The sequence below is a fragment of the Chryseobacterium sp. SIMBA_038 genome (assembly GCF_046535115.1).
Taxonomy (GTDB): domain Bacteria; phylum Bacteroidota; class Bacteroidia; order Flavobacteriales; family Weeksellaceae; genus Chryseobacterium.
In genome coordinates, this window is record NZ_JAWRXH010000001.1 from 320,499 (window position 1) to 345,003 (window position 24,505).

24 protein-coding genes are annotated in these 24,505 nt (G+C 33.9%); 17 read left to right on the forward strand and 7 right to left on the reverse strand.

Annotation, left to right across the window (positions count from 1 at the left end; translation table 11 throughout):
• Window positions 1–86: 86 nt before the first annotated feature.
• From gpmI to SB689_RS01425, 5 genes are all read left to right on the forward strand, one after another.
• Entirely contained in the window at window positions 87–1,628 is a 1,542-nt protein-coding gene (gpmI, locus tag SB689_RS01405; RefSeq protein WP_410690309.1) for a 2,3-bisphosphoglycerate-independent phosphoglycerate mutase, read from the forward strand.
• A gap of 149 nt (window positions 1,629–1,777) precedes the next feature.
• A complete protein-coding gene (locus tag SB689_RS01410) occupies window positions 1,778–2,758 on the forward strand; it encodes an acyl-ACP desaturase (protein ID WP_410690311.1) in 981 nt (326 codons plus the stop codon).
• A gap of 93 nt (window positions 2,759–2,851) precedes the next feature.
• Entirely contained in the window at window positions 2,852–3,283 is a 432-nt protein-coding gene (locus SB689_RS01415; RefSeq protein ID WP_410690312.1) for a BT0820 family HAD-type phosphatase, read from the forward strand.
• A gap of 155 nt (window positions 3,284–3,438) precedes the next feature.
• Window positions 3,439–4,248: a type I methionyl aminopeptidase gene (gene map / locus SB689_RS01420; protein ID WP_066758769.1), complete on the forward strand. Its 810-nt coding sequence runs from the start codon at window positions 3,439–3,441 to the stop codon at window positions 4,246–4,248.
• Window positions 4,248–5,015, forward strand: coding sequence for a class I SAM-dependent methyltransferase (locus SB689_RS01425; RefSeq protein ID WP_410690314.1), 768 nt, complete (start codon window positions 4,248–4,250; stop codon window positions 5,013–5,015). Before map ends, SB689_RS01425 begins: the two co-directional genes overlap by 1 nt.
• Before the next feature lie 53 nt (window positions 5,016–5,068).
• Here SB689_RS01425 and SB689_RS01430 read toward each other — a convergent pair whose 3' ends face one another.
• From SB689_RS01430 to SB689_RS01440, 3 genes are all read right to left on the reverse strand, one after another.
• Complete coding sequence (locus SB689_RS01430; protein WP_410690315.1) at window positions 5,069–5,779, reverse strand: T9SS type A sorting domain-containing protein; 711 nt, start codon at window positions 5,777–5,779, stop codon at window positions 5,069–5,071.
• A gap of 42 nt (window positions 5,780–5,821) precedes the next feature.
• Window positions 5,822–6,148, reverse strand: coding sequence for a DMT family transporter (locus SB689_RS01435; RefSeq protein WP_410690316.1), 327 nt, complete (start codon window positions 6,146–6,148; stop codon window positions 5,822–5,824).
• A 159-nt stretch (window positions 6,149–6,307) separates the two neighbouring features.
• On the reverse strand, window positions 6,308–6,871 hold the full coding sequence (locus SB689_RS01440; RefSeq protein WP_410690317.1) for a Crp/Fnr family transcriptional regulator: 564 nt from the start codon (window positions 6,869–6,871) through the stop codon (window positions 6,308–6,310).
• A gap of 349 nt (window positions 6,872–7,220) precedes the next feature.
• Here SB689_RS01440 and SB689_RS01445 point away from each other — a divergent pair, with 349 nt between their 5' ends.
• The 12 genes from SB689_RS01445 to SB689_RS01500 all read left to right on the forward strand — a co-directional run bounded on the left by SB689_RS01445 (window position 7,221) and on the right by SB689_RS01500 (window position 19,875).
• The gene (locus SB689_RS01445) at window positions 7,221–8,219 is read left to right on the forward strand and encodes a LacI family DNA-binding transcriptional regulator (RefSeq protein WP_410690318.1); all 999 of its coding nucleotides are present in this window, start codon (window positions 7,221–7,223) and stop codon (window positions 8,217–8,219) included.
• A gap of 33 nt (window positions 8,220–8,252) precedes the next feature.
• Window positions 8,253–9,143: a carbohydrate kinase family protein gene (locus tag SB689_RS01450; RefSeq protein ID WP_410690319.1), complete on the forward strand. Its 891-nt coding sequence runs from the start codon at window positions 8,253–8,255 to the stop codon at window positions 9,141–9,143.
• Window positions 9,144–9,183: 40 nt separating this feature from the next.
• A complete protein-coding gene (gene fucP / locus SB689_RS01455) occupies window positions 9,184–10,428 on the forward strand; it encodes an L-fucose:H+ symporter permease (protein WP_410690320.1) in 1,245 nt (414 codons plus the stop codon).
• Between the two features lie 5 nt (window positions 10,429–10,433).
• Window positions 10,434–11,843 (forward strand): carbohydrate porin, encoded by a 1,410-nt coding sequence (locus SB689_RS01460; protein WP_410690321.1) that lies wholly within the window; start codon window positions 10,434–10,436, stop codon window positions 11,841–11,843.
• 27 nt (window positions 11,844–11,870) lie between these two features.
• Window positions 11,871–12,710, forward strand: coding sequence for a sugar phosphate isomerase/epimerase family protein (locus SB689_RS01465; RefSeq protein WP_410690322.1), 840 nt, complete (start codon window positions 11,871–11,873; stop codon window positions 12,708–12,710).
• Window positions 12,711–12,834: 124 nt separating this feature from the next.
• Window positions 12,835–13,710, forward strand: a complete 876-nt coding sequence (gene era / locus SB689_RS01470; protein ID WP_410690323.1) for a GTPase Era — start codon at window positions 12,835–12,837, stop codon at window positions 13,708–13,710.
• Window positions 13,711–13,780: 70 nt separating this feature from the next.
• Window positions 13,781–14,209 carry a DoxX family protein gene (locus SB689_RS01475; protein ID WP_410690324.1) on the forward strand — a complete coding sequence of 143 codons (429 nt, stop codon included), beginning with the start codon at window positions 13,781–13,783 and terminating at the stop codon, window positions 14,207–14,209.
• Between the two features lie 339 nt (window positions 14,210–14,548).
• A complete protein-coding gene (locus SB689_RS01480; RefSeq protein WP_410690325.1) occupies window positions 14,549–15,391 on the forward strand; it encodes a hypothetical protein in 843 nt (280 codons plus the stop codon).
• Window positions 15,392–15,511: 120 nt separating this feature from the next.
• Window positions 15,512–17,914: a S9 family peptidase gene (locus SB689_RS01485; protein WP_410690326.1), complete on the forward strand. Its 2,403-nt coding sequence runs from the start codon at window positions 15,512–15,514 to the stop codon at window positions 17,912–17,914.
• Between the two features lie 117 nt (window positions 17,915–18,031).
• On the forward strand, window positions 18,032–18,418 hold the full coding sequence (locus SB689_RS01490; protein WP_410690327.1) for a hypothetical protein: 387 nt from the start codon (window positions 18,032–18,034) through the stop codon (window positions 18,416–18,418).
• 10 nt (window positions 18,419–18,428) lie between these two features.
• Window positions 18,429–18,932, forward strand: a complete 504-nt coding sequence (locus tag SB689_RS01495; protein WP_410690328.1) for a GNAT family N-acetyltransferase — start codon at window positions 18,429–18,431, stop codon at window positions 18,930–18,932.
• A 364-nt stretch (window positions 18,933–19,296) separates the two neighbouring features.
• On the forward strand, window positions 19,297–19,875 hold the full coding sequence (locus SB689_RS01500; RefSeq protein WP_410690329.1) for a Crp/Fnr family transcriptional regulator: 579 nt from the start codon (window positions 19,297–19,299) through the stop codon (window positions 19,873–19,875).
• Window positions 19,876–20,164: 289 nt separating this feature from the next.
• Here the strand turns inward: SB689_RS01500 and SB689_RS01505 are convergent, their stop codons facing one another.
• The 4 genes from SB689_RS01505 to SB689_RS01520 form a co-directional block, all read right to left on the reverse strand.
• The gene (locus SB689_RS01505) at window positions 20,165–20,992 is read right to left on the reverse strand and encodes a GLPGLI family protein (protein WP_410690330.1); all 828 of its coding nucleotides are present in this window, start codon (window positions 20,990–20,992) and stop codon (window positions 20,165–20,167) included.
• A gap of 90 nt (window positions 20,993–21,082) precedes the next feature.
• The gene (locus tag SB689_RS01510) at window positions 21,083–22,444 is read right to left on the reverse strand and encodes an MATE family efflux transporter (RefSeq protein ID WP_410690331.1); all 1,362 of its coding nucleotides are present in this window, start codon (window positions 22,442–22,444) and stop codon (window positions 21,083–21,085) included.
• A gap of 112 nt (window positions 22,445–22,556) precedes the next feature.
• On the reverse strand, window positions 22,557–23,741 hold the full coding sequence (locus tag SB689_RS01515) for a sigma-54-dependent transcriptional regulator (protein ID WP_066758733.1): 1,185 nt from the start codon (window positions 23,739–23,741) through the stop codon (window positions 22,557–22,559).
• 56 nt (window positions 23,742–23,797) lie between these two features.
• The gene (locus SB689_RS01520; protein WP_410690332.1) at window positions 23,798–24,457 is read right to left on the reverse strand and encodes a YggS family pyridoxal phosphate-dependent enzyme; all 660 of its coding nucleotides are present in this window, start codon (window positions 24,455–24,457) and stop codon (window positions 23,798–23,800) included.
• Window positions 24,458–24,505 lie beyond the last annotated feature (48 nt).

Below are 24,505 nucleotides of genomic sequence, written 5' to 3' on the forward strand. Positions count from 1 at the left end.
AAAATATTTTAATAAAAATTTAAGTCTTTCAAATTCTTCAATTCATTCTAAAATAGATAAATTTGTAGTACAAAAGTTATAAAATAATGTCAAAAAAAGCAATATTAGCGATCCTTGACGGATGGGGATTAGGTCTTAATCCAGACGTTTCAGCATTAGACAAAGCAAATACACCATTTATAGATAGTTGTTATACGAAATTTCCTCACACAACGCTTGAGGCGAGTGGTTTGGCGGTTGGACTTCCTTTCGGACAGATGGGGAATTCTGAAGTTGGACATATGAATTTAGGAGCAGGTAGAGTAGTATACCAAAACCTTGTTAAACTGAATATGGCCGTTGAAAACGGAACATTAGGTCACGAAAAAGCTATTCAGGAAGCATTTGAATACGCTAAAAGAGAAAATAAAAAAGTACACTTCATCGGATTGGTTTCTAATGGAGGAGTGCATTCACATATCAATCACCTGAAAGGTCTTTTAACAGCTGCAGGGGAATTTGGTTTACATGATAACGTTTTTGTTCATGCTTTTACAGACGGTAGAGACTGCGATCCTCATTCAGGGTTTGGCTTTATTGATGAGCTTCAAAAGCATATGACTCATACAACCGGAAAACTGGCAACTGTTATTGGCCGTTATTATGCGATGGACAGAGATAAAAGATGGGAGCGTGTAAAACTGGCTTACGATGCAATGGTTGATGGAGTTGGTTTGCAATCAACGGATGCTTTAGCTTCAATCAAAGAATCTTACGATAATAATGTAACGGATGAATTCTTGAAACCGATCATCATGATCGATCAAAAACAAACCGGAAACATTGTTCCTGTGGCTAAAATTACAGATAATGATGTGGTAATTTCTTTCAATTTCCGTACAGACAGAGGTCGTGAGATTACAGAAGTGCTTTCTCAGCAGGATTATCCTGATTACTCTATGCGTAAGTTGAATTTATATTACGTTACACTGACGAATTACGACAAAACCTACCAAAATGTACATGTAGTTTTTGATGAAAATGTTCTTCAGGATACAATGGGAGAGGTTTTAGAAAGAAATAATAAAACGCAGATCAGAATTGCGGAAACAGAGAAATATCCTCACGTTACATTCTTCTTTTCAGGAGGTCGAGAAGAGGAATTTGTTGGAGAGAGAAGATTGCTTTGTCCAAGCCCGAAAGATGTTCCGACTTACGATTTAAAACCAGAAATGTCAGCTTACGATATCACCAACGCTATCGTTCCCGAATTAGAAAATGGAACGGCTGATTTCATTTGTTTAAATTTCGCAAATACAGATATGGTTGGTCATACAGGAGTTTTTGAAGCTGCAGTAAAAGCTGCCGAAACAGTTGATAAATGTATCGAGAAAGTAGCAACTACAGCTTATGAAAATGGTTACGCAGTTTTCATTTTGGCGGATCACGGAAACTCAGATGTAATGATCAATCCGGATGGAACTCCAAACACACAGCATTCAACGAATTTGGTTCCATTTATTGTGATGGATAAAGATCATACCTGGAATTTAAAACCAGGAAAATTAGGAGATGTTGCTCCAACAATTCTTAAAGTAATGGGAATAGAAACCCCTGAAATTATGACTGGAGATATTTTAGTTAGCTAAAATCAATAATAATGTTAAAAAAATACCGTTCTATCTTTAGAATGGTATTTTTTATGATTTATGTCAGACATATTATGAGTTACATATGTTATTATGCGCCAAATAATAAATAAATCCTATCTTTGTAAATTAAAATCTAAATAGTTAAAATGTATCACAGTCTTGTAAGGAAAGAAGTAATGGGAATATTGGAAAAGGAAGTAGGTTCTTTTCTAGAAAAATTTTTGACGCCAATTGAGAAAATTTGGCAGCCCTCAGACTATCTTCCGGATCCGTCAAGTGATGATTTTAAGCATGATTTAGAAGAAATTCAGACTTTCGCCCGTGAAATGCCTTACGATCTTTTCGTAACATTAATTGGAGACTGTATTACGGAAGAAGCTCTTCCATCATACGAGTCTTGGTTAATGGGTGTTGATGGAATCAATCAGGAAGAAAACAAAGTTGGCTGGGCAAACTGGATCAGATCTTGGACAGGTGAAGAAAACAGACACGGAGATTTATTAAACAAATATCTTTATCTGTGTGGAAGAGTAAATATGAGACAGGTCGAGATCACAACTCAATATTTAATCAGTGACGGTTTCGATATCGGTACAAGTATGGACCCATACAGAAACTTCGTATATACAAGTTTTCAGGAAACAGCGACCAATATTTCTCACAGAAGAGTAGGAACATTGGCAAAGCAGTCCGGAAACGGAAAACTAGCTAAAATGTGTGGCGTAATTGCTGCCGATGAAGCGAGACACGCTAAAGCTTACAAACATTTCGTAGCAAAAATTTTAGAATTAGATCCATCAGAAATGATCTTGGCATTTGAAGATATGATGCGTAAGAAAATTGTTATGCCTGCGCATTTGATGAGACAATCTGGTCAGAAAGCCGGTGAACTTTGGGGACATTTCTCAGATGCAGCGCAAAGATGTATGGTGTATACAGGTCAGGATTACATCAATATTATGAAAGACTTATTGGATGAATGGAAGATTGAGCATGTAACAGGTCTTACTGAAAAAGCAGAAAAAGCTCAGGAATATCTAATGAAATTGCCGGGAAGATTACAGAAAATCACAGACAGAGTTTCTACTCCGGATCTACAGTTTCAGTTTAGCTGGGTAAAAAGTTAGTTCCATATTATCATTAAATTATAAAGTAAGAGTGTCAAGTTTTTTGGCACTCTTTATTATTTCTTATCTTTGCACTTCTAAATCATAAGGTAAATGATGAATAATAAAAAAATTGCTGTGGATTTTGACGGAACAATCGTTGATGATGCATATCCGGCAATTGGAAAAGCGAAGATTTTTGCTTTCGAAACATTAAAAAAATTACAAGGTCAGGGATTCAGATTAATCCTTTGGACATACAGACACGGAAAAACGTTGGATGAAGCAGTAGAATTCTGCAAACAAAACGGAATAGAATTCTATGCCGTAAATTCAAGTTTTGAAGGCGAGGTTTTTGATCATGAAACACAATCAAGAAAGCTGGATGCCGATTGGTTCATTGATGACAGAAATCTAGGTGGATTCCCAGGTTGGGGTGAAATCTACAATATCATTAATGAAAGAATAGAATTCCGTGTAGAAGGAAAAGAGGTTTTAGCCTATTCTAAACTTAAAAAAGAAAAGAAAAAAGGACTTTTCTGGTAGATTTTTATAAGAAATTAGAAGTTAGATGTTAGAAATTAGTTTTTAAATCAGCTTTTAATTTTAAATTTTAATCAGAAAATATTAGATGTTATGAAAAAAGGCATAAGCTTTTAATCTAGTTTCTATCATCTAATTTCTAATATCTAAACAAAAAAATGATTCAATTAAAAACAATAGACGAGCTTCGTCTTATGAAAGAAAGTGCTCAGTTGGTTTCAAGAACATTAGGAATGTTGGCGAAAGAGATCAAACCAGGGATTACTACTTTATATTTAGATAAATTAGCACATGATTTTATTAAAGACCACGGTGCTGAACCTGCATTTTTAGGATATGGAGGTTTTCCAAACTCTTTATGTATCTCTCCAAATGATCAGGTTGTACACGGTTTTCCAAACAATGATATTGTGAAAGAAGGTGACGTGCTTTCTGTAGATTGTGGAGCTGTTTTAAACGGTTTCGTTGGAGATCATGCCTATACTTTCGAGATCGGAGAAGTAAAACCTGAAGTTAAAAAATTGTTGAAAGTTGCTAAAGAATCTTTGTATAAAGGAATCGCGCAATGTGTAAGAGGAAAAAGAATTGGTGATATTTCTCACGCAATCCAAGCTCACTGTGAAAAAGAGGGGTATGGAGTTGTAAAAGAGCTTGTTGGTCATGGTTTAGGAAGAAAAATGCACGAAGATCCTCAGGTTCCTAACTACGGAAAACAAGGAAGTGGAAAAGTGATTAAAGACGGTTTGGCAATTGCTATCGAGCCGATGATCAACCTTGGTACAGAGAAAGTTAAATTCCATAATGATGGTTGGACGGTTACTACTTTAGATAACTTACCTTCTGCACATTTCGAACATGATGTAGCGGTAATCAACGGGAAACCGGTATTACTTTCTACATTTAAGTATGTTTACGAAGCTTTAGGAATCGTAAGCAATGAAGAGGAGCCTTTCCAAATGGATTTTTAATGAAAAAAGTAACGAAACTTTTATTAAATAAAATTCCGCGTCCGATGCTTATTAAAATGAGTATCTGGGCGAGACCTCTTATTTATCAGTTTTTTAAAGGAGAAAATTTCTTTGATCCTATCGACGGGAGATCTTACCGAAAGTTTCTTCCTTACGGTTATGGAAATCAGAGAGAAAATGCTTTGTCTCCGGGAACTTTAAGTTTGGAAAGACACCGCCAGATGTGGCTGTATCTTCAAAATGAAACTGATTTTTTCATTAAAAATGCTAAAGTTTTACATATTGCTCCCGAGCAGGAATTTTTAAGGAAATTCAAGAGAATGAAGAATCTGGATTATATTTCAGCAGATTTATTTTCTCCGATCGTAGATGTAAAAGCTGATATTCTGGATCTTCCTTTTGCTGATGAAAGTTTTGATATTGTCTTTTGTAATCATGTTTTAGAACATATCGAAGACGATGCAAAAGCAATCAGTGAATTATATAGAGTTATGAAACCAGGCGGGTGGGGTATTTTTCAGGTTCCGATGAGAAATTCATTGGAGAAAACCTATGAAGATTTCACGATTAAAGACCCAAAAGAACGTCAAAAACATTTCGGACAATACGACCACGTCCGTTGGTACGGAATGGATTATTTTGACCGCTTAAGAAAAGCCGGTTTTGAAACAGAACCTAATTTCTATTCTCAAGAGTTTACAGAAGAAGAAATCAAAAAATACGGGTTAAGACAAAATGAAATCTTACCTGTTGTTTATAAAAAATAAAAAAACGTCTTCAAATATTTTTGAAGACGTTTTGCTTTTATCAATAGAGAAATTTATTCTTTTGTAAATTTATAAGGTGCATAATTTTCTATAGCTAAAATATATTGACCATTTTGTAAGTTACTTGTTTCAATTTTCACTTTTTTGTCATCCGTTTTAGTCTCAAAAACCAATTTTCCAGACATATCATAAATTTTTACAGGAAGATTTCTTTCAATATTTTCGATATTTAAAACATCTTTCACAGGGTTAGGATACGCTGTAAAAACTTTCTTGGCAGCCTCACTTTCTTTGGTACCCAATTGGGAAGTATTATTATAATATACAATATTTCCTGAAGGGTCTGTAATAGCTAATGTTTTTAAATTACCATTTGTTGTTATCTGATAACTATAAACCGATGCATACGCCCCATTACCATAAATGTTACAGTTTCTCAGGTCATAATTTCTAGCGGCTATGGCATTTCCTCCATCATATACTGCCAATGTACATGTGCTGGCGGTTTTTATAAGATTTGTAGTGCCAGGCATAATTCCAAAACTCATAATAGATGTATTGTAATATTTAGAATTGAATACATAGCTTGTTCCACCCGCTGAATTAAATGTAGAAGCAGGAACACCATAATCTATGAAAGGAGTATTTGTTGTCTGTCCGGTACTTGTTACCATCTTGGAGATATACCAGTTGTTAGAAAGTAATTCAGAAGTTTGGGCAGCTAGTAAACCGCTGGTTAATAAAAGAAATAGAGTTTTTTTCATAGGATAATAAGTTTTGATAAAGATACAAAAAAGATTCAATTCTTAATGAGAAACAGCTTTCAACCCAATCACAGAACCAACTAAAGTCACAATAAAAAATATTCTCCAAAAACTTATAGGATCTTTAAAAAAGAAAATTCCCATTAGTACTGTACCTACTGCACCAATTCCGGTCCAAACTGCGTAAGCTGTTCCGATCGGTAAGGTTTGCGTAGCTTTGATCAATAAAAGCATACTTACGGTTAACGAAACCAAAAATCCTGCAAACCAAAAATACATGGTTGTTCCCGTTGTTTCCTTTACTTTTCCCAGACAAGATGCAAAAGCAACTTCAAATAATCCTGCGATGATTAAGATGATCCAATTCATTTTTTAAAATTTTTCTGCTGCAAAGTTCTGTATTTATCAGCAATTAAAATTTTACAAATGTTAAAAAATAAAAGTAAAGCTAAAAATAATCCCACTCAAACTCAAACACTAAAACCCTCAAACCCTCAAACTCTACAACTCTCACACCCTCAGGTCCTCTCACTTAATCTCCGCCCGAATCCTACTCAAACTCACCTGTGTAATTCCCAAATACGAAGCAATATGACCTAATTGAACTCTTTTCAAAAGATCAGATTTATCGCGCATTAGATCCTTATACCGTTCCAAAGCTGTTTTAAACTGTCTTGAAATAATAAGTTCTTCGGTTTTTATCAGTTCTCGTTCGGCAAATTTCCTTCCCCAATTCGCAATATGTATATCTTCACTGAATAATTTTCTTAAACTTTCTGTTTCAAGTTTATATAATTCGCAATCTTCCAGTAACTCAATGCTTTCATAACCGGGTTTATCTTCAACATAACTTCTCATTGAAATCACGGTCTGACCTTCACTTCCAAACCAGAAAGTAATATCATTTTCGGCCGTAGAAGCATAAGCACGGACAATTCCTTTCTTTATAAAATAGATATAGGGAACTATTTTTTCGGCCTCCATTAAGCAGAAATTTTTAGGATGTGAAATCTCAGTTATATATTTCTTTAAACTTAACTTTGAGCTTTCCGGCAGAGGGTAGATATTATCAAGGATTTCGTCTATATTCATAAAAATGAATTGTAATATTTCAAAAATATTGGTTTTACAAGGTTAAATAAAAGGATATTTTTATCAAGTTTTAAATTATTTTCAAAATATATTAAAATTTAATAAGCTAAACGTTTAACCAAAAGTATAACTAAATTAACATCAAAAGATTTCATTTTTGGTTAACATTAAATTAATATTAATAATATTTTTATTTAACTTATTGATAATTAGTATTTTGTATTTTATTTGATTCTAAAATTTAAAAAGGCGCGAAAATACAATAATTTTCCAAATGACCAAAAAAATACAGCTATTGTTTTGTTTATATTTTATAAGATACTTTTGCATCGTAAACTGATAAAATAGTATGAAGAGAGCTTCCATTAAAGACATAGCGAGAATTGCAGGAGTTTCTGTTGCAACCGTTTCCTATGTTTTAAATAAAAAAGAAGGAAGCAGAATAAGTGAAGCCACAAAAGTAAAAATTCTTGAAGTGGCTGAAACGATTAATTATACTCCCAATAAGATTGCAAAAAGTCTTAAAATGAGTAAAAGTAAGCTGATAGGGCTTATTTTGGCAGATATTTCGAATGATTTTTATTCTAATATTGCTAGAAATATTGAAGATGAAGCCATGAAATTTGGTTATACTTTGCTTATCGGAAGTTCTGATGAAAATCCCGAAAAATTCAGGAAATTAACAGAGCTTTTCTCTGAACAGCAGGTAGATGGGATGATTCTGGCACCAGTTGTGGATTCTGATGAAGCAGTTTTAAAACTTTTAAAAGAAGAATATCCAATCGTAACCATCGACCGTTACCTGAAAAATGTAAATATTCCCGGAATTATGATCAATAATTCTGAGATTTCGGAAAGTATTTGCGAATTTTTAGTTGAGAAAAATTTTGAAGAAATCATTTATATCGGTTACGATACCAAGCTTCCACATCTACTAGACAGACAGGAAGGATTTGATAAACGTATTTCTACAGCTGATATTCAGTATAAAAAAGTATTGATTGGTATTGATAATATAACGGAAGATATCTATAAAGGTCTTGATGAAACTTTAGATCTTTCAAAGAAAACAGCTTTGTATTTTTCAAGCAACAAACTTGGAATTGCAGGATTAAGCTATTTAAATCAGAAAAATATTAAAGTTCCGCAAGATGTATCAGTAATTGCTTTTGATCAGACAGAAGCGTACAGTCTTTTTCCAACAGAGATTAGTTTTGTACAACAACCTTTGATAGAAATGGCAAGAGAAGCAGTGAAAGTTCTTGATGCTCAGATTGATAATTATTCAGTCGACGGTAGAAAAATAACCTTTCCTGCAAAATTGATTAATAAAAAATCGGTGAAATAAAAAATTTAACGAATAACTTAAACGTTTAACCTTATGATAAAAGAAAATCCTTATGTAGTTTGTTTTGGTGAAGTTCTTTGGGATATATTCCCTGAAGGTACCAGAGCAGGAGGAGCGCCGTTCAATGCTGCATATAATGTGCACAAAATGGGAACTGATGTTAAAATGCTAAGCAGAATCGGAAACGATGAGCTTGGAAAAAAATTAACAGATCAAATTAAGGGATGGGGACTGACCACAGAATACATCCAGATTGATAATGAGCATCCAACAAGCACCGTAATTGCAAAAATTGATGAACATAACGAAGCAACGTACGACATTGTAAATCATGTAGCTTGGGATTATATTGATTTTTTACCTGAGCATAAAGAATTGATATCCAATGCTGAAGCTTTTGTTTTTGGAAGTCTTTCTGCAAGAAACCCAAAGTCTAAAGAAACACTTTTAAAGCTTATAGAATTCGCTAGACTTAAAATTTTCGATGTTAATTTCAGGCCGCCATTCATTGATATTGATTTGATTAAAGAGCTTTTACACAAAGCCGATATCGTAAAAATGAACAAAGCTGAAATGAGACAAATCATGGAATTCTTAAGCGAAGAATATATCAGCGAAGACGAGAGCGTAACTTTCATTCAAAATCACTTTAATATCAAAGAAATTGTACTTACGAAAGGAAGTAAAGGTGCCAGATATTTTATTGGAGATAGGAATTATGGATTTGGCGCTGTTCCGATTAAAATTGCAGATACGGTAGGAAGTGGTGATGCCTTTCTTTCAGGATTTATTTCTAAAAGAATTCAGGGGAAAAGTCCGGAAGAAATCATGACGGAAGCAATTTCGCTTGGTGCTTTTATTACTTCAAAATCAGGTGCTTGCCCGGATTATGAGTATGAAGAATTTCAAAAATTTAAAAATTAGAATTTATCAATAAACTTTTAACACTTTAAAAAACACACTTATGAATTCAGCTAAATTTACTGAAAAGAAGTACCTTGTTGTATTCTCTTTCGTGATCTCCCTGTTCTTTTTCTGGGCAATTGCCCTGACGATGGGAGATGTATTGAACAAGCATTTCCAAAATGTGCTTAGTATTTCCAAATCAAAATCCGGACTGGTACAGCTTTCAATCTTTGGAGCGTATGCTTTAATGGGAATTCCAGCGGGACTTTTCATGAAAAAATTTGGGTATAAATTAGGCGTTATTTTGGGATTGTCATTGTTCGCAGGCGGATGTTTTCTTTTTATTCCTGCTGCGAATAATATGTCTTTTGATTTCTTTAGAGTAGCTTTATTTATCCTTGCGATGGGGATGGCGACTTTAGAAACTGTAGCACACCCTTTCGTTGCGGCTTTAGGAGATGAGAGAACGAGTGATCAGAGAGTGAATTTCGCTCAGTCTTTCAACGGATTAGGAGCGATTATCGGGCCTTTATTGGGTGGTTTTTTCATCTTTGGAGCAGGTCAGGAAGATAATTCTCTGGATTCTGTAAAAAGCTTGTATGCATGGATCGGAATTGTAATTTTAGTGATCACTATTATTTTTATGTTCATTAAAGTTCCAAGTTTAAAAGATCCTCACGCGGAAGAAATTGAAATGTTGGAACATGCAACTGGCGAAGATCACCACCACGACAGCGATCCAAATGCACCGCTTTGGAAACAAAGACACTTTATTTTTGCAGTTGTTGCTCAGTTTTTCAATATTGCAGCACAAGGTGGAACATGGGCATTCTTCATTAATTACGGAGTAGAAAAAATGCATCTTCAGGAAACTCAGGCTTCATATTATTTCTCTTTAAGTATGGCAATGATGATGATCGGACGTTTCGTTGGAACATTTTTAATGAAATATATTGCGCCTAATAAGCTTTTAGCCATCTTTACTGCTTGTAATATTGTGCTTTGTCTTATTATTTCTCAAAGTTTTGGATGGGTTTCATTCATCAGTTTAATTATGTTGAATTTATTCTTAAGCGTAATGTACCCAACAATTTTCAGTCTTGGTCTTAAAAGATTGGGTAATAAAGTTCAACAGGCATCTTCTTTCTTGGTAATGGCGATGTTCGGAGGAGCACTTTTCCCGCCAATTATGGGTAAAATTGCAGAAACAGATGTTGCTCATGCTTATTTATTGCCAATTATCTGTTATGTGATCATTATTGTTTTTGCTTTAAAATTCTACAAACCGAAAACTTTTAAATAATAAATATGAACACAAATGTTTTTAAATATAGTTTTTGGCTTTTACTAATTGCTAGTCAAATTTCAAACGCACAGATCGTTATTACCAATAAAAAGTTCTCTTTTGGAACAACGGGTAGGATCGGAGCAGCGTATTCTCCAAATGCAGATGGGCGCACAGGTAGGCAATTAAACCTTAATAATCAAGGTTCTTTGGGAGGAAGAATGGATCAGGGAGATTATGTAGATTTTCTACCGGCTTTTCATTTCACTCCTGTTGTGGGTAGTGACAGTACGAAAGGGACTAAAATTGATATGCAGGCGAGATTAAGTTTCTATTCTGGAGGAACATTTTTAGGAAACGTAGATTCTAAATCGGATCACGGAATGATCGTTGCTTTACCTGAAGCTTTCGTTGAAGCAAGAAATATCATGGGAAGCGATTGGGATGTTTGGGCAGGATCCAGATGGTTGAGATTTAATGATGTACATATTGCAGATTATTTTTATTTTGATGATCACTCGGCTACAGGCTGGGGAGTGAAACATAAAAATACAAGCTTCTCTATGTTCTTTCCAGCAGCAATAGACACGGCAGCGAGCAATTCTACACCCTATTCTTATACGAATGTAATCAGCGGGACAAAAAGTTTGATCTACAGACAAAGAGAAGTATTTGTTTTGGAGCATACGATTCCGTTTAAAAATGGCGATCACAAACTGAAGCTGCTTGCAGAATTTCATAATGTAGATAAATCAGGAAAAAATGCTATGCAACAGTACCCATCAGATAAAGGTTGGGTTTTGGGAGCAAAATTAAATACAGATTTAAAAACAAAACTTCCGGGATCTTTTAACCAAATTTCATTGAGATACGGAGGCGGAATTGCCAACGGTGGAGATGGTGGTAATACCCAGACATGGCGAACTTACGGAGCTCCGGATGAAGTTACAAAGACTTATAAAGGTGCGTACTCTTTAACTGCGGTTGAACATATTTTGTTAAATCTTTCTGATAGATGGTCTGTAAATGCTTATGCTGTTTACACTCAAAGTAAGGGTGGAGCAAACAGTGATAATAAAGCAATGGATTATTATAACCGTGAAATTTTTAATAAAAAATCTGAATTTAATACAGGTTTAAGAGCAACTTATTATTTCAACAATTGGTTCCATATTGTTTCCGAATTGCATTTTGCTACAAGAAAAGACGGAATTCAGGATCCTGCATCAATGACAAAATTGGTTTTAGCTCCAACATTGGTTCCTACAGCTGAAAGAAGCGTTTGGGCAAGACCACACATTAGATTAATTGCTGAATTATCAAGATACAACGATCAGGCAATGAACAGTCTTTATTCACCATTTTTGCAACAATCGGGAGCGAAAAGATTCGGAACTTACTTTGGCGTAAGAACAGAATGGTGGGTATTTTAAATGAATAATTAAAAATCAATAATTATAATGAATGTAAAATTTGGAGCTTCACTTCTTTCATGGATCACCCCAAACTGGAATCCTGAAGCCGGAAAATATGCAATAGAAAAAACGGCAAAAGCAGGTTTTGATTTAATTGAAATTTTGCTTCCTCCGTCAATGGAATTTAATACCAAAGAAGTAAAGCAGCAGCTTAAAGATAATAATCTGGATGTTGTTTGTTCATTAAATCTTCCAAAAGAAGCTCATATTGCTTTCTATCCTGAGGATGCCGAAAAGTTAATGAAACAGGCTGTAGACAAGACCTCAGAACTAGAAACTAATTTTTTAGGAGGCGTTCTTCATGGCGGAATCGGAGCGTTTTCAGGGAATCCTTTAACTGAAAATGAAGCTGGAACTATTGTTGAAGTTTGGAGTAAAGTTGCAGATTATGCTAAAGAAAAAGGCGTAAACATCGCAATTGAACCGATCAATCGTTACGAAACTTATGTTTGTAATACAGCAAAAAATGTTTTAGATCTGATTTCAAAAACAGGAAAAGATAATTTATTCCTTCATTTAGATACTTTTCATATGAATATTGAGGAGAATAATTTTTACGACCCGATTATTCTTGCAGGAAGTAAGCTAAAGCACGTTCACATGACAGAATCTCACCGCGGAATGCTTGGTGAAGGTACTGTAAATTGGAACGAACTTTTTAAAGCTTTAAAAGAAATCAATTTTGAAGGGAATTTAGTTCTTGAAAATTTTTCATCGTCGATTCCCGGAATGCAACAGATGGTTTCTTTATGGCAGAAATCTCCACACGATGCCGAGGAATTGGCTCGTGGCAGTTTAGAATTTATGAAAAAACATATCATTTAGTTCAATTTCATTTCCAGAGAAAGTCTTTCCTTAATTGGGAAGGCTTTTTTATTTTAAATCTTTTAACATTAGCCGTAAAGACCAGTTTTGTTTTAGTAACTTTGCATTTTGTAATATTATTTTTATGCACAAAGCAGGATTTGTAAATATAGTTGGGAAACCAAATGCCGGAAAATCTACCCTATTAAATCAATTAATGGGCGAGAAACTGGCAATTGTAACTCAAAAAGCACAGACAACACGTCACAGAATTTTTGGAATTTATAACGAAGAAGACCTACAGATCGTATTTTCAGATACGCCTGGGGTTTTAGATCCTAAATACGGCCTTCAGGAGAAAATGATGGATTTTGTAAAGGATTCTTTACAGGATGCCGATGTTTTCCTTTTCATTGTAGATGTAACGGATAAATCCGAACCATCAGCATTTTTGATTGAAAAATTAAATAAAATCCCGGTTCCTGTTTTACTTTTATTGAATAAAGTAGACCAGACAGACCAGGCTGGTTTGGAAAAGCTGGTAGAGGAGTGGCATGAAAGAATTCCTAAAGCTGAAATTCTTCCTATTTCTGCATTAAATGCATTCAACACTGATATTATTCTTCCTAAGTTGAAGTCGATGCTTCCTGAAAGCCCGGCTTATTATGATAAAGATCAATATACTGATAAACCCGAAAGATTTTTCGTGAATGAAGCTATTCGTGAGAAAATTCTTTTGAATTATGAAAAAGAAATTCCATATTCTGTGGAAGTTGTTACAGAACAGTTTAAGGAACAAGAAGGAATTATTTTCATTGATTCAATTATTTATGTTGAAAGAGATACCCAAAAAGGGATTATTATCGGACATAAAGGAGAAGCAATTAAGAAAGTTGGAACGGAAGCAAGATTAGATCTTGAAAAGTTCTTCTCAAAAAAAATTCACTTGAATTTATTCGTTAAAGTGAAAAAAGATTGGAGAAAAAATGATAGAGATTTAAAAAATTTCGGATACAGATAGACTAAAAAGTCAATATTCATCGTTGTATTAAGGAGATTTTTTATTAACTTTATCTTTAAATTTTCAATGAATGAACTATTTAAGCTCAAAGTCTAACCCGATTTATGTAGATATTATCCTGTTAATCGTAAGAGTATTTATAGGATTTGCGATGCTTTCTCACGGTTTTCCGAAACTTCAAATGTTATTAGAAGGTGGAGATATTAAATTCTTTGATTTTCTGGGATTAGGTCCTACAATATCTTTGGTATTAACTGTTATCGCAGAATTTGCATGTTCAATTCTTCTTATTTTGGGACTTTTTACAAGAATCTCATTGGGATTTCTAATATTCACGATGATTATTGCAGGCTTTGTTGTTCACGGAGCTGATGCATTTGATAAAAAAGAATTAAGCCTGATTTATTTATCAGTTTACCTTCTTTTAATGGCTTACGGAGCAGGAAAATTCTCAATAGATTATATGATTGAAAAGAGAAGAAGAGCCTCTGAATGGTAAAATTTAGTTAAAAATAAACTTTTTTCTATTTTTAGTGATTTTTTTTAAAAATAGGATTGTTATAAATCAATAGATATAATTTTTTATTATATCTATTTTTATTTTAGCCTTGTTTTGTTAAATTGTTTAATCAGAATAGTGCATTCATAAAAAATATTCACTCATTATTAATGTATTCTATTTGTAAATTTAATATAATATCTATTTGAATTATATTTATCAATATTTTGTTATTAGTATTTTTTAATTATTAAATTCTCTTAATTCGGCTGTTTTTATTAATTATAATTTAAATTTAGATCTTTTTATTTGTCTATATTTGTTGAAAATACATAAATAATGAAAAAAATACTATTACTAGTATCTGGACTACTGTTCGGATTAATCAACGCGCAAGTTGGTATAGGAACATCAACCCCTGCTACCTCTTCTATTTTAGATGTAAATGTGAATAATCTTCCGGCAAATGGGAAAAAAGGATTATTAATTCCTCAAGTTGCTCTCAAAAATACGTCTGATGTAACTACAATACCTAATCCTGCTAATGGGTTGTTGGTACTGAATACTGCTGATGCGGGAACAGCACCTGATAATGTTCATTTAGATACCTTTTACAAATTCAATTTGGCTAAAAATAAATGGTCAAGAATTTATGATGAGGACATGGAACTTAAAGTTCCTGTATTAGGTGCCATATTAGGGTTCAAAAAAACAGGAAATGATACGACTTATCTGGGACCGGATATTTCTACTGGAAATCAGATTAGACAGATCTTATTTGATGATATAAAATTAGCCAGTCCATCGATTGCTACTTTTAATCCTACTACAAAAGAATTTATTGCAAACCGATCAGGATATTATAATTTTCAGATCAATGTTGTACTGAAAGGACCGTTTGACGGATATGCTAGAATTGGAGTTTCAAAACCTTATACAGGATCTATTCCCCCACAAGGAAATGGCTCGGTTTCATTCTTCACTCAGTTTTATTTTTCAAATATTACGAGCTCCCTTCCAGTTACTTTGTCTACAAACGGAATTATCCATATTGATGCGGGACAAAAGGTGATTTTCATGACGAGATATATTGATCCGGCAGTCACTACACTGAACGTAGAGTCAATTGCTTATGACAGAACGCAGGTAAGCTCTGTTAATGTAATTTTTATTCCAGATTAAAAATAATAAAATATCTAGACTTAACAAGCAGCAGTTTTTGCTGCTTGTTTTTTTTGTTTAATAATCACTTATTTTTTATGTATTTAAAATTCCTTAATTTCGTGAAAAATGAAATATATTATGAAGATAAAGCTAACGATCTGTTTACTTGCGTTTCTTAATTTTTACGAAGCTCAGGAAAATATTACCTATCAAAAGCCATCTGCAGAAATTCTTAAACTTGCAGACTATGAAAGACCGCCAAGCGTTTTAATGAACAGCAAAAAAGATTGGATAGTTTTCACTTATCGTCCGACCTATAAAACTTTGGAAGATCTTAGTCAGCAGGAAATGAAGTTGGGGGGACTTAGAATCAATCCTGTAACCAATATTTCAAGTACAGCAACCTATTCAAACAATTTGAAGGTTAGAAAGCTGAATGATAAAAATGAAGTTCAGGTTAAAAATTTACCATCAAATCCTAAAATCACTTATACATCTTTCTCACCAGACGAAAAAAAGCTGGCTTTTACCAATACAACTGCAAAAGGAGTAGAACTTTGGATCATAGATCTGGAAACCGCTACTGCAAAGAAAATAACTGCCGATAATCTGAATGCGAATTTAGGAAGTCCGTATGTTTGGTATAAAGATTCTCAGAATATTTTAATTAAAACACTTCCTCAAAACAGGGGAACTTTAATAGATTCAAGCAAAGATCTTCCAACGGGACCGATCGTTTTTACCTCAGACGGAAAAGTTTCTCAAAACAGAACGTATCAGGATTTGCTTAAAAATCCACAGGATGAAAAAAACTTTGAAATCCTTACAGCTTCTGATATTTACAACGTTGACTTAAATGGAAGCTTGAAGAAAGTAAAAGAACAAGATCTGTATTCAGGATTAAGTTTTTCACCGGATGGAAATTATATGATGGCAACAACCATCAAAAAGCCATTTTCCTACATTGTTCCTTTGAACAGATTTCCAACAACTACAACAGTCTATGACATCAACGGAAATGTTGTAAAAGTTGTAAATGAAGTTCCGCTAAACGAAATAATGCCAAAAGGTTTTTCTTCTGTACGAACAGGAAAAAGAGATATGGGCTGGAGAAGCGATATGCCTGCAACATTGGTTTATTCTGAAGCATTGGATGGAGGAGATCAGGCAAAAACAGTTGATTACAGAGATGAGATATTTACTTGGGAAGCACCATTCAGTGCTGCTCCAAAATCATTTTTTAAAACAAAACAAAGATACGAGGGTACAAGTTGGACAAACGATCATTTTGCTATCGTTTATGAAGGTTGGTACGATACGAGAAATACAAAATCTTATTTGGTTGATTTAAATAATAACGAGTCTAAAGTAATTGATGACAGAAATTATCAGGATGTTTACAGCGATCCCGGAAATTTCAACACGACAAAAAACCAATTCGGAAGAACAGTTGTTGATATGAAAGGTGGAAAATCTTATCTTATCGGAGACGGATTCACGAAAGACGGTCAACATCCATTCATTGATGAAATGGATATGAAAACCCTGAAAAAGAAAAGACTTTACACCTCAAATATAAAGAATGCTAAAGAGGAAATTATTGATATTCTGAATCCGTCAAAAGGAGAGGTGTTGACTATTCAGCAATCTGCAAGTCAGTATCCAAATTATTTTAAGAAAAATATTAAGTCTAATAAAACTGAAACGGTAACCAATTTCGCCAATCCATTTGAAAGCATTAAAGATGTTTACAAAGAAGTCATCACGTATAAAAGAAACGATGGAGTTACATTAACAGGAACGCTTTATCTTCCTGCCAACTACGACAGAAAAGCGAAAAAAGAAAAACTTCCTTTATTAATTTGGGCGTATCCAACAGAATATAAAGATAAAAATACGGCGGGACAAAATACCCAAAATCCAAACGACTTTACGTTCCCATACTACGGTTCTTTCGTGTATTGGACGACGAAGGGATATGCAGTTTTGGATGATGCCGCTTTCCCAATCATTGGAGAAGGGAAAACGGAGCCGAACGATACATTTATCACTCAGTTAGTTGCCAACGGTAAGGCTGCAATTGATGCTGTGGATCAGTTAGGATATATCGACAGAACGAAAGTTGCGGTTGGAGGTCACTCTTACGGTGCTTTTATGACTGCCAATCTTTTAACGCATTCCAAAGATTACGCATGTGGAATTGCAAGAAGTGGAGCATATAACAGAACGTTAACGCCTTTTGGTTTCCAGAGTGAACAAAGAAATTATTGGGACATTCCGGAAATTTACAATGCAATGTCACCGTTTATGAATGCTGATAAAATGAAAACTCCATTGCTTCTGATTCATGGTGATGCAGACAATAATCCCGGAACTTTCACTTTGCAGACGGAAAGATATTTCCAGGCATTGAAAAACCTTGGAGCACCTGTGAAAATGGTTCTTTTACCAAAAGAAGCTCACGGTTATCAGGCTAAAGAAAATATTCTTCACCTTCTTTGGGAACAGGATCAGTTTCTTGAGAAATGTTTGAAAAAATAACAATTGATTGTAAAACTCGTTCTGTTTAGAGCGAGTTTTTTTATTACTTTTAAACATTATTTTTAATACTATTTATTAATGCCTATAATTCGTTGCTCTGCGCAAAAAAGTCAAACTTTGGAAGAGTTTTACACAGAATTTATTCCTAAACCAGAAGATAAATTTGAAGATATTGGAACATCGATGTTGAAAGTTTTAGAATTGTTTAATAGAATATTTAAAGAAACGACAATCTTTGGCTTAACATCACATGCAACATTACTTTTATTTGAAAAAGATGATTATACATCGGATTGGTTTGTCGCTATCAATGGATTCAGAGATACATTTTATATTGAATATATAATTCCAGAAGAAAAAAGTCCATGGGAAAATGCGATTGTAAAAGGAGCTACTAACTCATTAAAAGAATTTGAAGAAATGATTATCATTTCAATGAAAGAATCTGCTGGCTGGAAAGGCAATGTTGAAATAGATAATTTATATCAAAAGTTAAAAAAATAAGTCATTAAAAATGGAAGAATTAAAATTCAGGAATGCAAACCCTGAAGACCTGCCAAGAATAGTAGAAATCTATAACTCAACCATCCCATCAAGAATGGTAACTGCCGATACGGAAAACGTTTCCGTAGAAAGCAGACAACAATGGTTTAATGAACACAATCCTGAAACCCGACCACTTTGGATGATTGAAGATCTTCAAAACAATACGATTGGTTGGGTGAGTTTTTCATCATTTTACGGAAGACCGGCTTACAACGGAACAGTTGAAATCAGCATTTATATGGATGAAAGCTGTCGCGGAAAAGGCTTCGGGAAGAAAGTTCTTCAATATTGTATTGATAATGCAGGAAAATTTGGCGTTAAAACATTATTAGGCTTTATCTTTTTACATAATGAACCGAGCCTGAAACTTTTCAGACATTTCGGATTTGAAGATTGGGGTACCTTTCCTAATGTTGCTGTTTTGGATGGTGTAGAAAGGAGTTTGGTGATTTTGGGGAAGAGAATCGGATAGCCTTTTGTATCATTGCGACGAAGCAATCTCTAAAATAACTCATTATTTACTTTCAGAAGCTATTTCCCGCTTTCCGCACTCGCTATTTTGAGGGTTTCGGCGGCGGCTTTGCCGCCGCCGAAACCCTCAAAATGAGCTCAAACAAAGTTGCAATCGGGGCTAGGGATTTTGCCTTTTCTTTCAAAATTAGTTTAGAGTCAAACAATCCAATCAATCTTCTTCAATTCAAAAAAAACTCTGCATCAAAAGCGATTATTGTTATATCATTGTTCATATTCTGTTTACTTTAGTTTTTGTATTTTTCGGTCGACAAAATTCAGTATAAAAATTAAAAAAGAAGAGGACAACTGTCCCAAACAAGGATATGCTACGTACAAACCCACTATTTTTAGACTATCTGGAAGAGCTTTACAATAAGCAGGAAAATAAAGAAGATATTACCTTGAAATCTTTTGAAAAAGGAGATAGAATATTAACACAGAATGAAGTTTCCACGAAAATAATGCTCATCAAAAGCGGAATTACGAAATGTTATTTTGTTGAAGAAAATGACAAAGAATACATCGTAGAATTTTTGGGAAAAGGTGAGATTATAGGCGAAATCGAAGTTATTAAAAATGTTTCCTGTCTTTGTAGCATCGAAGCTATGACGGAAGTAAGTGTTTATTCGATGTCAATTCCTTATTTTCAAGCATTAATTAAGAGTGATTTGACTTTGAATAATTTACTGCTCGATGTTTTCGCAGAACGTATCGTTAATACTTCAAGCAGAGCATCTTACCAGCAACTTCGTACCACAGAACACACCTTGTCTCAACTTCTTGAGTTGAAATCCAAAGAAATGGAAATCTCAAAAGAAGATATGGCAGCTTATTTGGGAATTACGGTTAAGAGCTTGAACAGGGCTTTGAAGGAAATAAAAGAAAATAACAGCGAAGAATAATTAATGTAATGAACTTGTTTAAACTTTTTATTTTAACCACAAAAGATACAAAAGATACAAAAGATTAAACATGTTATTTATTTAAGATCATAATGAACAGCAAATAAGAACACATAAGTTTTAAAAAAAATCTTTGATTTTTATTCTTTTGAGAGCTTTTGTTTTCAAAACAGTTAAATTTTGAATTTTTCAATCATTGCTTTTGCTTCTTTTGTGGTTAAAATAAAAAGTTTAAACAGGCTTAATAATAAAAAATCTGCATGAAGTCTTCTTCATGCAGATTTTTTAATTAATTGCTTTTAAATAAAGGTTCTTTATCCTTTTCAATATAAATATAACGGGTTTTTATTCCATTTTGAAGCATTCCTCTTTTTTTATTGAGTTCTTCAATAGATTCTATACTTTCATTTTTAAATGTAGCTTTCTGTCCGTTTTTTATACCTTCTGAAAGCATTCTTGTTGGATTCTCGTAAATATCTTCAACGTAGGTATTGAATTTTTTATTGGAAATAGGAATCGCTGGTTTACCATAATGAGTTTCTAGAAATTGATGGGTATCATAATTGGTGTCTAGCTTTTTATTACTAACTAGCTTATAGATGAAATTCTTATCAGTGTCTTCCAGAATAAAAATAAGCCCGGGAAGTCCTCTGAATTTATAAGGTCCTTCTTTGATATTAACTTCATTGGAAAACCATGCATCCCATGTTCTTCCACCAAAATCGGTTGTTGCCTTTTGCAGTTTGTATCCGTTATATTCTTTGGTTTCCTGAAGAAGTTTCCACTTCATTTCATCATTGGTTTTTACAACGAAATATTCGAAAAAATCTCGGTACCATTTATTTTGAAAAGAATTGGGAGCCCTTTCGATGACCTGATCTGTTTTTGTACTATAATGAGAAATTTCTTGGTTTTTTGCTTTGTTTATGGAATCATACTCTGCAAATTTCGTATCGTAAAATTTCACTGATTTCGGACTAATATCAAGATTCATGAAGGTTTTTCTATACTCTTCAGAAGTCTCTTTTCTGGACTGAAGCTCATAAATAAATCGGTTGGTTTGTGATTGGTACAATGAACCTGCATATAAAGCCAGCAGGAATATCAATTTTTTCATTTTTTATTAATTGTAATAAGTGGACAAAAATAAAAAAAGCTACGGAAAGTCTTAGACCTTGCGTAGCTCTTTTAGCAATTTATTATTTAATTATGCATTCTGCTTCACTCTTTTTGCAGACATATTTAAAAATCGTTTAACAAGCATCACGGCAGAAACAGTTAATCCCAATCCTAAAGCTATCCACATTCCGAAAGCTCCCATTTCCATCGTTACACAAAGGAAATAGCCTAACGGAATGGTAATCACCCAATACGCAATAAACGTATAAATAGACGGAATCTTAACATCCTGCAAACCTCTCAACATTCCTAATGCCGTTACCTGAACTCCATCTGAAAGTTGGAATAAAGCAGCAATGATCATTAATTTTGAAGCTAACTGAATCACTTCAACTTCTTCTTTTTTAGTGAAGAAAGTTGGAAGTACATCTTTACCAATAATGAAAATTACTCCACAGATACACATGAAAATAAAAGCAATTTTCAGGTTATTGATTCCGACTTTTCTTAGTTCAACAAAGTTTTGTTCACCCAGTTTTTTACCGATCATCACGGTTGATGCAACACTGAATCCGATACATAAATTAAAGGTAAAGGAAGCCATGCTCAACGCGATCTGGTGAGAAGCAATATCATGAGCCGAAATCAATCCGCAAATAAAAGCTGCTCCTGCAAAAGCCGTCACTTCAAAGAACATTTGTAAAGCAGTTGGGAAGCCCAATCTTATCATTTTTTCAAACATCGCTTTCGTAAAGACCTGAATTTTTAGCGAAAAATCTTTGATATATTGTCTTGTTTTCTTCTCTTTTAAAAGCACATAATACAAGAAAACCACCATGAAAATTCTGGCAATTAAACTCGCTAATGCGGAACCTTTTACACCCATTTCAGGGAAAATCCAAAGTCCTTTAATGAAAACATAATTCAAAACAATATTAATGACATTCGCAATGATGGTAGCTTTTGTAACTCCAATCGTGTAAGATAATCCTTCTGAAACCTCTCTCAATGTCTGAAAAGCCATAAAAGGAACAATACTGATTGCCATAATTCCTAAGAAGTCTACTGTATCAGGAACAATTTTTGTCGGCTGACCAGAATGATAGAGTAGAGGAAGTCCCAAAAGCAGGACACCCATCAAAATAATTCCAACCGTCATATTAATAACAAATCCGTGACTGAAAACAGAATTAATCGTTTTGTGATCGCCTCTGGACTGCGCTTCCGAAACCAATGGCGGAATCGCAAAAGAAAACCCCAACGCCAATACAAACATTGAGAAAAACACCGCATTTCCTAAAGATACAGAGGCCAATGCGTCGGCTCCTAATAATTTTCCAACAATAATATTGTCGAAGAGATTCACCGAGACTTGCCCCACCTGCGTCAACATGACAGGAAGAGCCAGAGTCAGGCATTCTTTTGTGTATTTTTTATCTAAAAAGTTCATAATAGTTTATAATTCATATAGTTTTAATCAAATTGTCTTGTGGTTCAAAACAAAAAAAATTGCAGTAACAAACGATACTGCAATTTTTAATATATTTAAAATAATAATTAAATTATTTCCTTACAAAACTTGCAACATCCTCTTCGGAAACAGTAGCTCCACCAAGAATAATTAATCTTTCCACAACATTTCTCAATTCTCTGATATTCCCAGTCCAAGAAAGGGCTTTTAATGCTTCAATAGCTTTATCATCGAATTTTTTCAAAGCAGTACCGTGCTCTTCAGATATCATAGCCGAAAAATGATCTACCAATAATTTGATATCTTCTTTTCTCTCATCCAATGGCGGAACATAGATCTCGATCACAGAAAGCCTGTGGTAAAGATCTTCTCTGAATTTCCCTTCTTCAATTTCCTTCTGCATATTTTTATTCGTTGCTGCAAGAACTCTTACATCAACTTTTATTTCCTTGTCGCTTCCAACAGGAGAAACTTTACTTTCCTGTAAAGCTCTTAAAACCTTGGCCTGAGCGATCAAACTCATATCTCCGATCTCATCTAAGAAAATCGTACCGCCAGTAGCTTGTTCAAATTTTCCCTGCTTATCTTTAATAGCGCCTGTAAACGAACCTTTAACGTGTCCGAAAAGTTCAGATTCAATTAATTCTGAAGGGATTGCAGCACAGTTAACTTCAATCATTGGCCCTCTTGCTCTTTCACTTTGATTGTGAATAGCGTGAGCTACCAATTCTTTTCCGGCACCGTTTGGGCCTGTAATCAATACTCTCGCATCAGATACAGCTACCTTTTCGATCATATCCTGGATCTTCTGTAATCCGGCAGACTGACCGATCATTTGGTACTTTTTGTTAACTTTTTTCTTTAAAGTTTTATTTTCAGTTTGAAGATTTTTATTTTCTTTCTTCAAAGTTTCTTTAACCAAGGCATTTTTAACGCTTGTAATCAAACGGTTGATGTCAATGGGTTTAGAAATGAAGTCGTATGCACCATCCCTTAAACAAGAAACCGCAGAATCAATGTCTGCGTGTCCTGAGATCATGATAAAAGTAGTTTCAGGTTTTAAAGCCAGACTTTGCTTTAAAAGTTCTGTACCTGAGAGTTTTGGCATTTTAATATCCGAGATCACCAGCGCGAAATCTTCTTTTTCTACTTGCTTATAGCCTTCTAAACCATCTTCGGCGATTACAAATTCATAATTGGTAAGTTCATCCGAAAGAATACTGTGAAGTACTCCGGAGATTGCTTTTTCGTCTTCTACAATAAGGATTTTTTGCATAGTTGCAAATTTAATTTTTTTGATTGAATTATTAGCAAAAACTGTACCTAAATGTTCTATTTTGAATAATCTCTTCTTCCGAAAATAGCCGATCCAACCCTTACGGAATTGGCACCGCATTCAATGGCTGTCGGGAAATCATCACTCATTCCCATTGATAATGTTTCGAGATTTTTTAGTTGATTTAATTCATCAAAAACTTTTTTCAGTATTAAAAATTCCTTTTTTACCTGATCTTGGTCGTCTGTGAAAGTTGCCATTCCCATTAAACCTGTAATTTCGATATTTGGAAAATCTCCGTTGATATATTTTTTGAATAAATCTTCAGCCTCAGTAATTTCAAGCCCAAATTTGGTGTCTTCTGCCGCAATTTTCACTTGTAAAAGAACTTTGATTTTACGTTCGTGTTTTCCTGCTTCTTTATTAATTTCTGCTAATAACTTCTCAGAATCAACACTTTGAATAGTATCGATAAATTCAGCAATATATTTTACTTTATTAGTCTGTAAATGCCCGATCAGATGCCATTCAATATCTTTTGAAAGTAGGGGATATTTCTCCAATAATTCCTGAACTTTATTTTCTCCAAAAACTCTTTGTCCAAGATCATAAACTTCCTGAATTGCTGAAACAGGGTGTGTCTTTGAAACTGCAACCAACTGCACATTTTCTGGAAGTTGATTTTTTATAATATGATAGTTTTCTGTAATGCTCATAATTGCAAATTTCTGAATTTTAAAAGCAAAAAACTAGCGAATATTGAA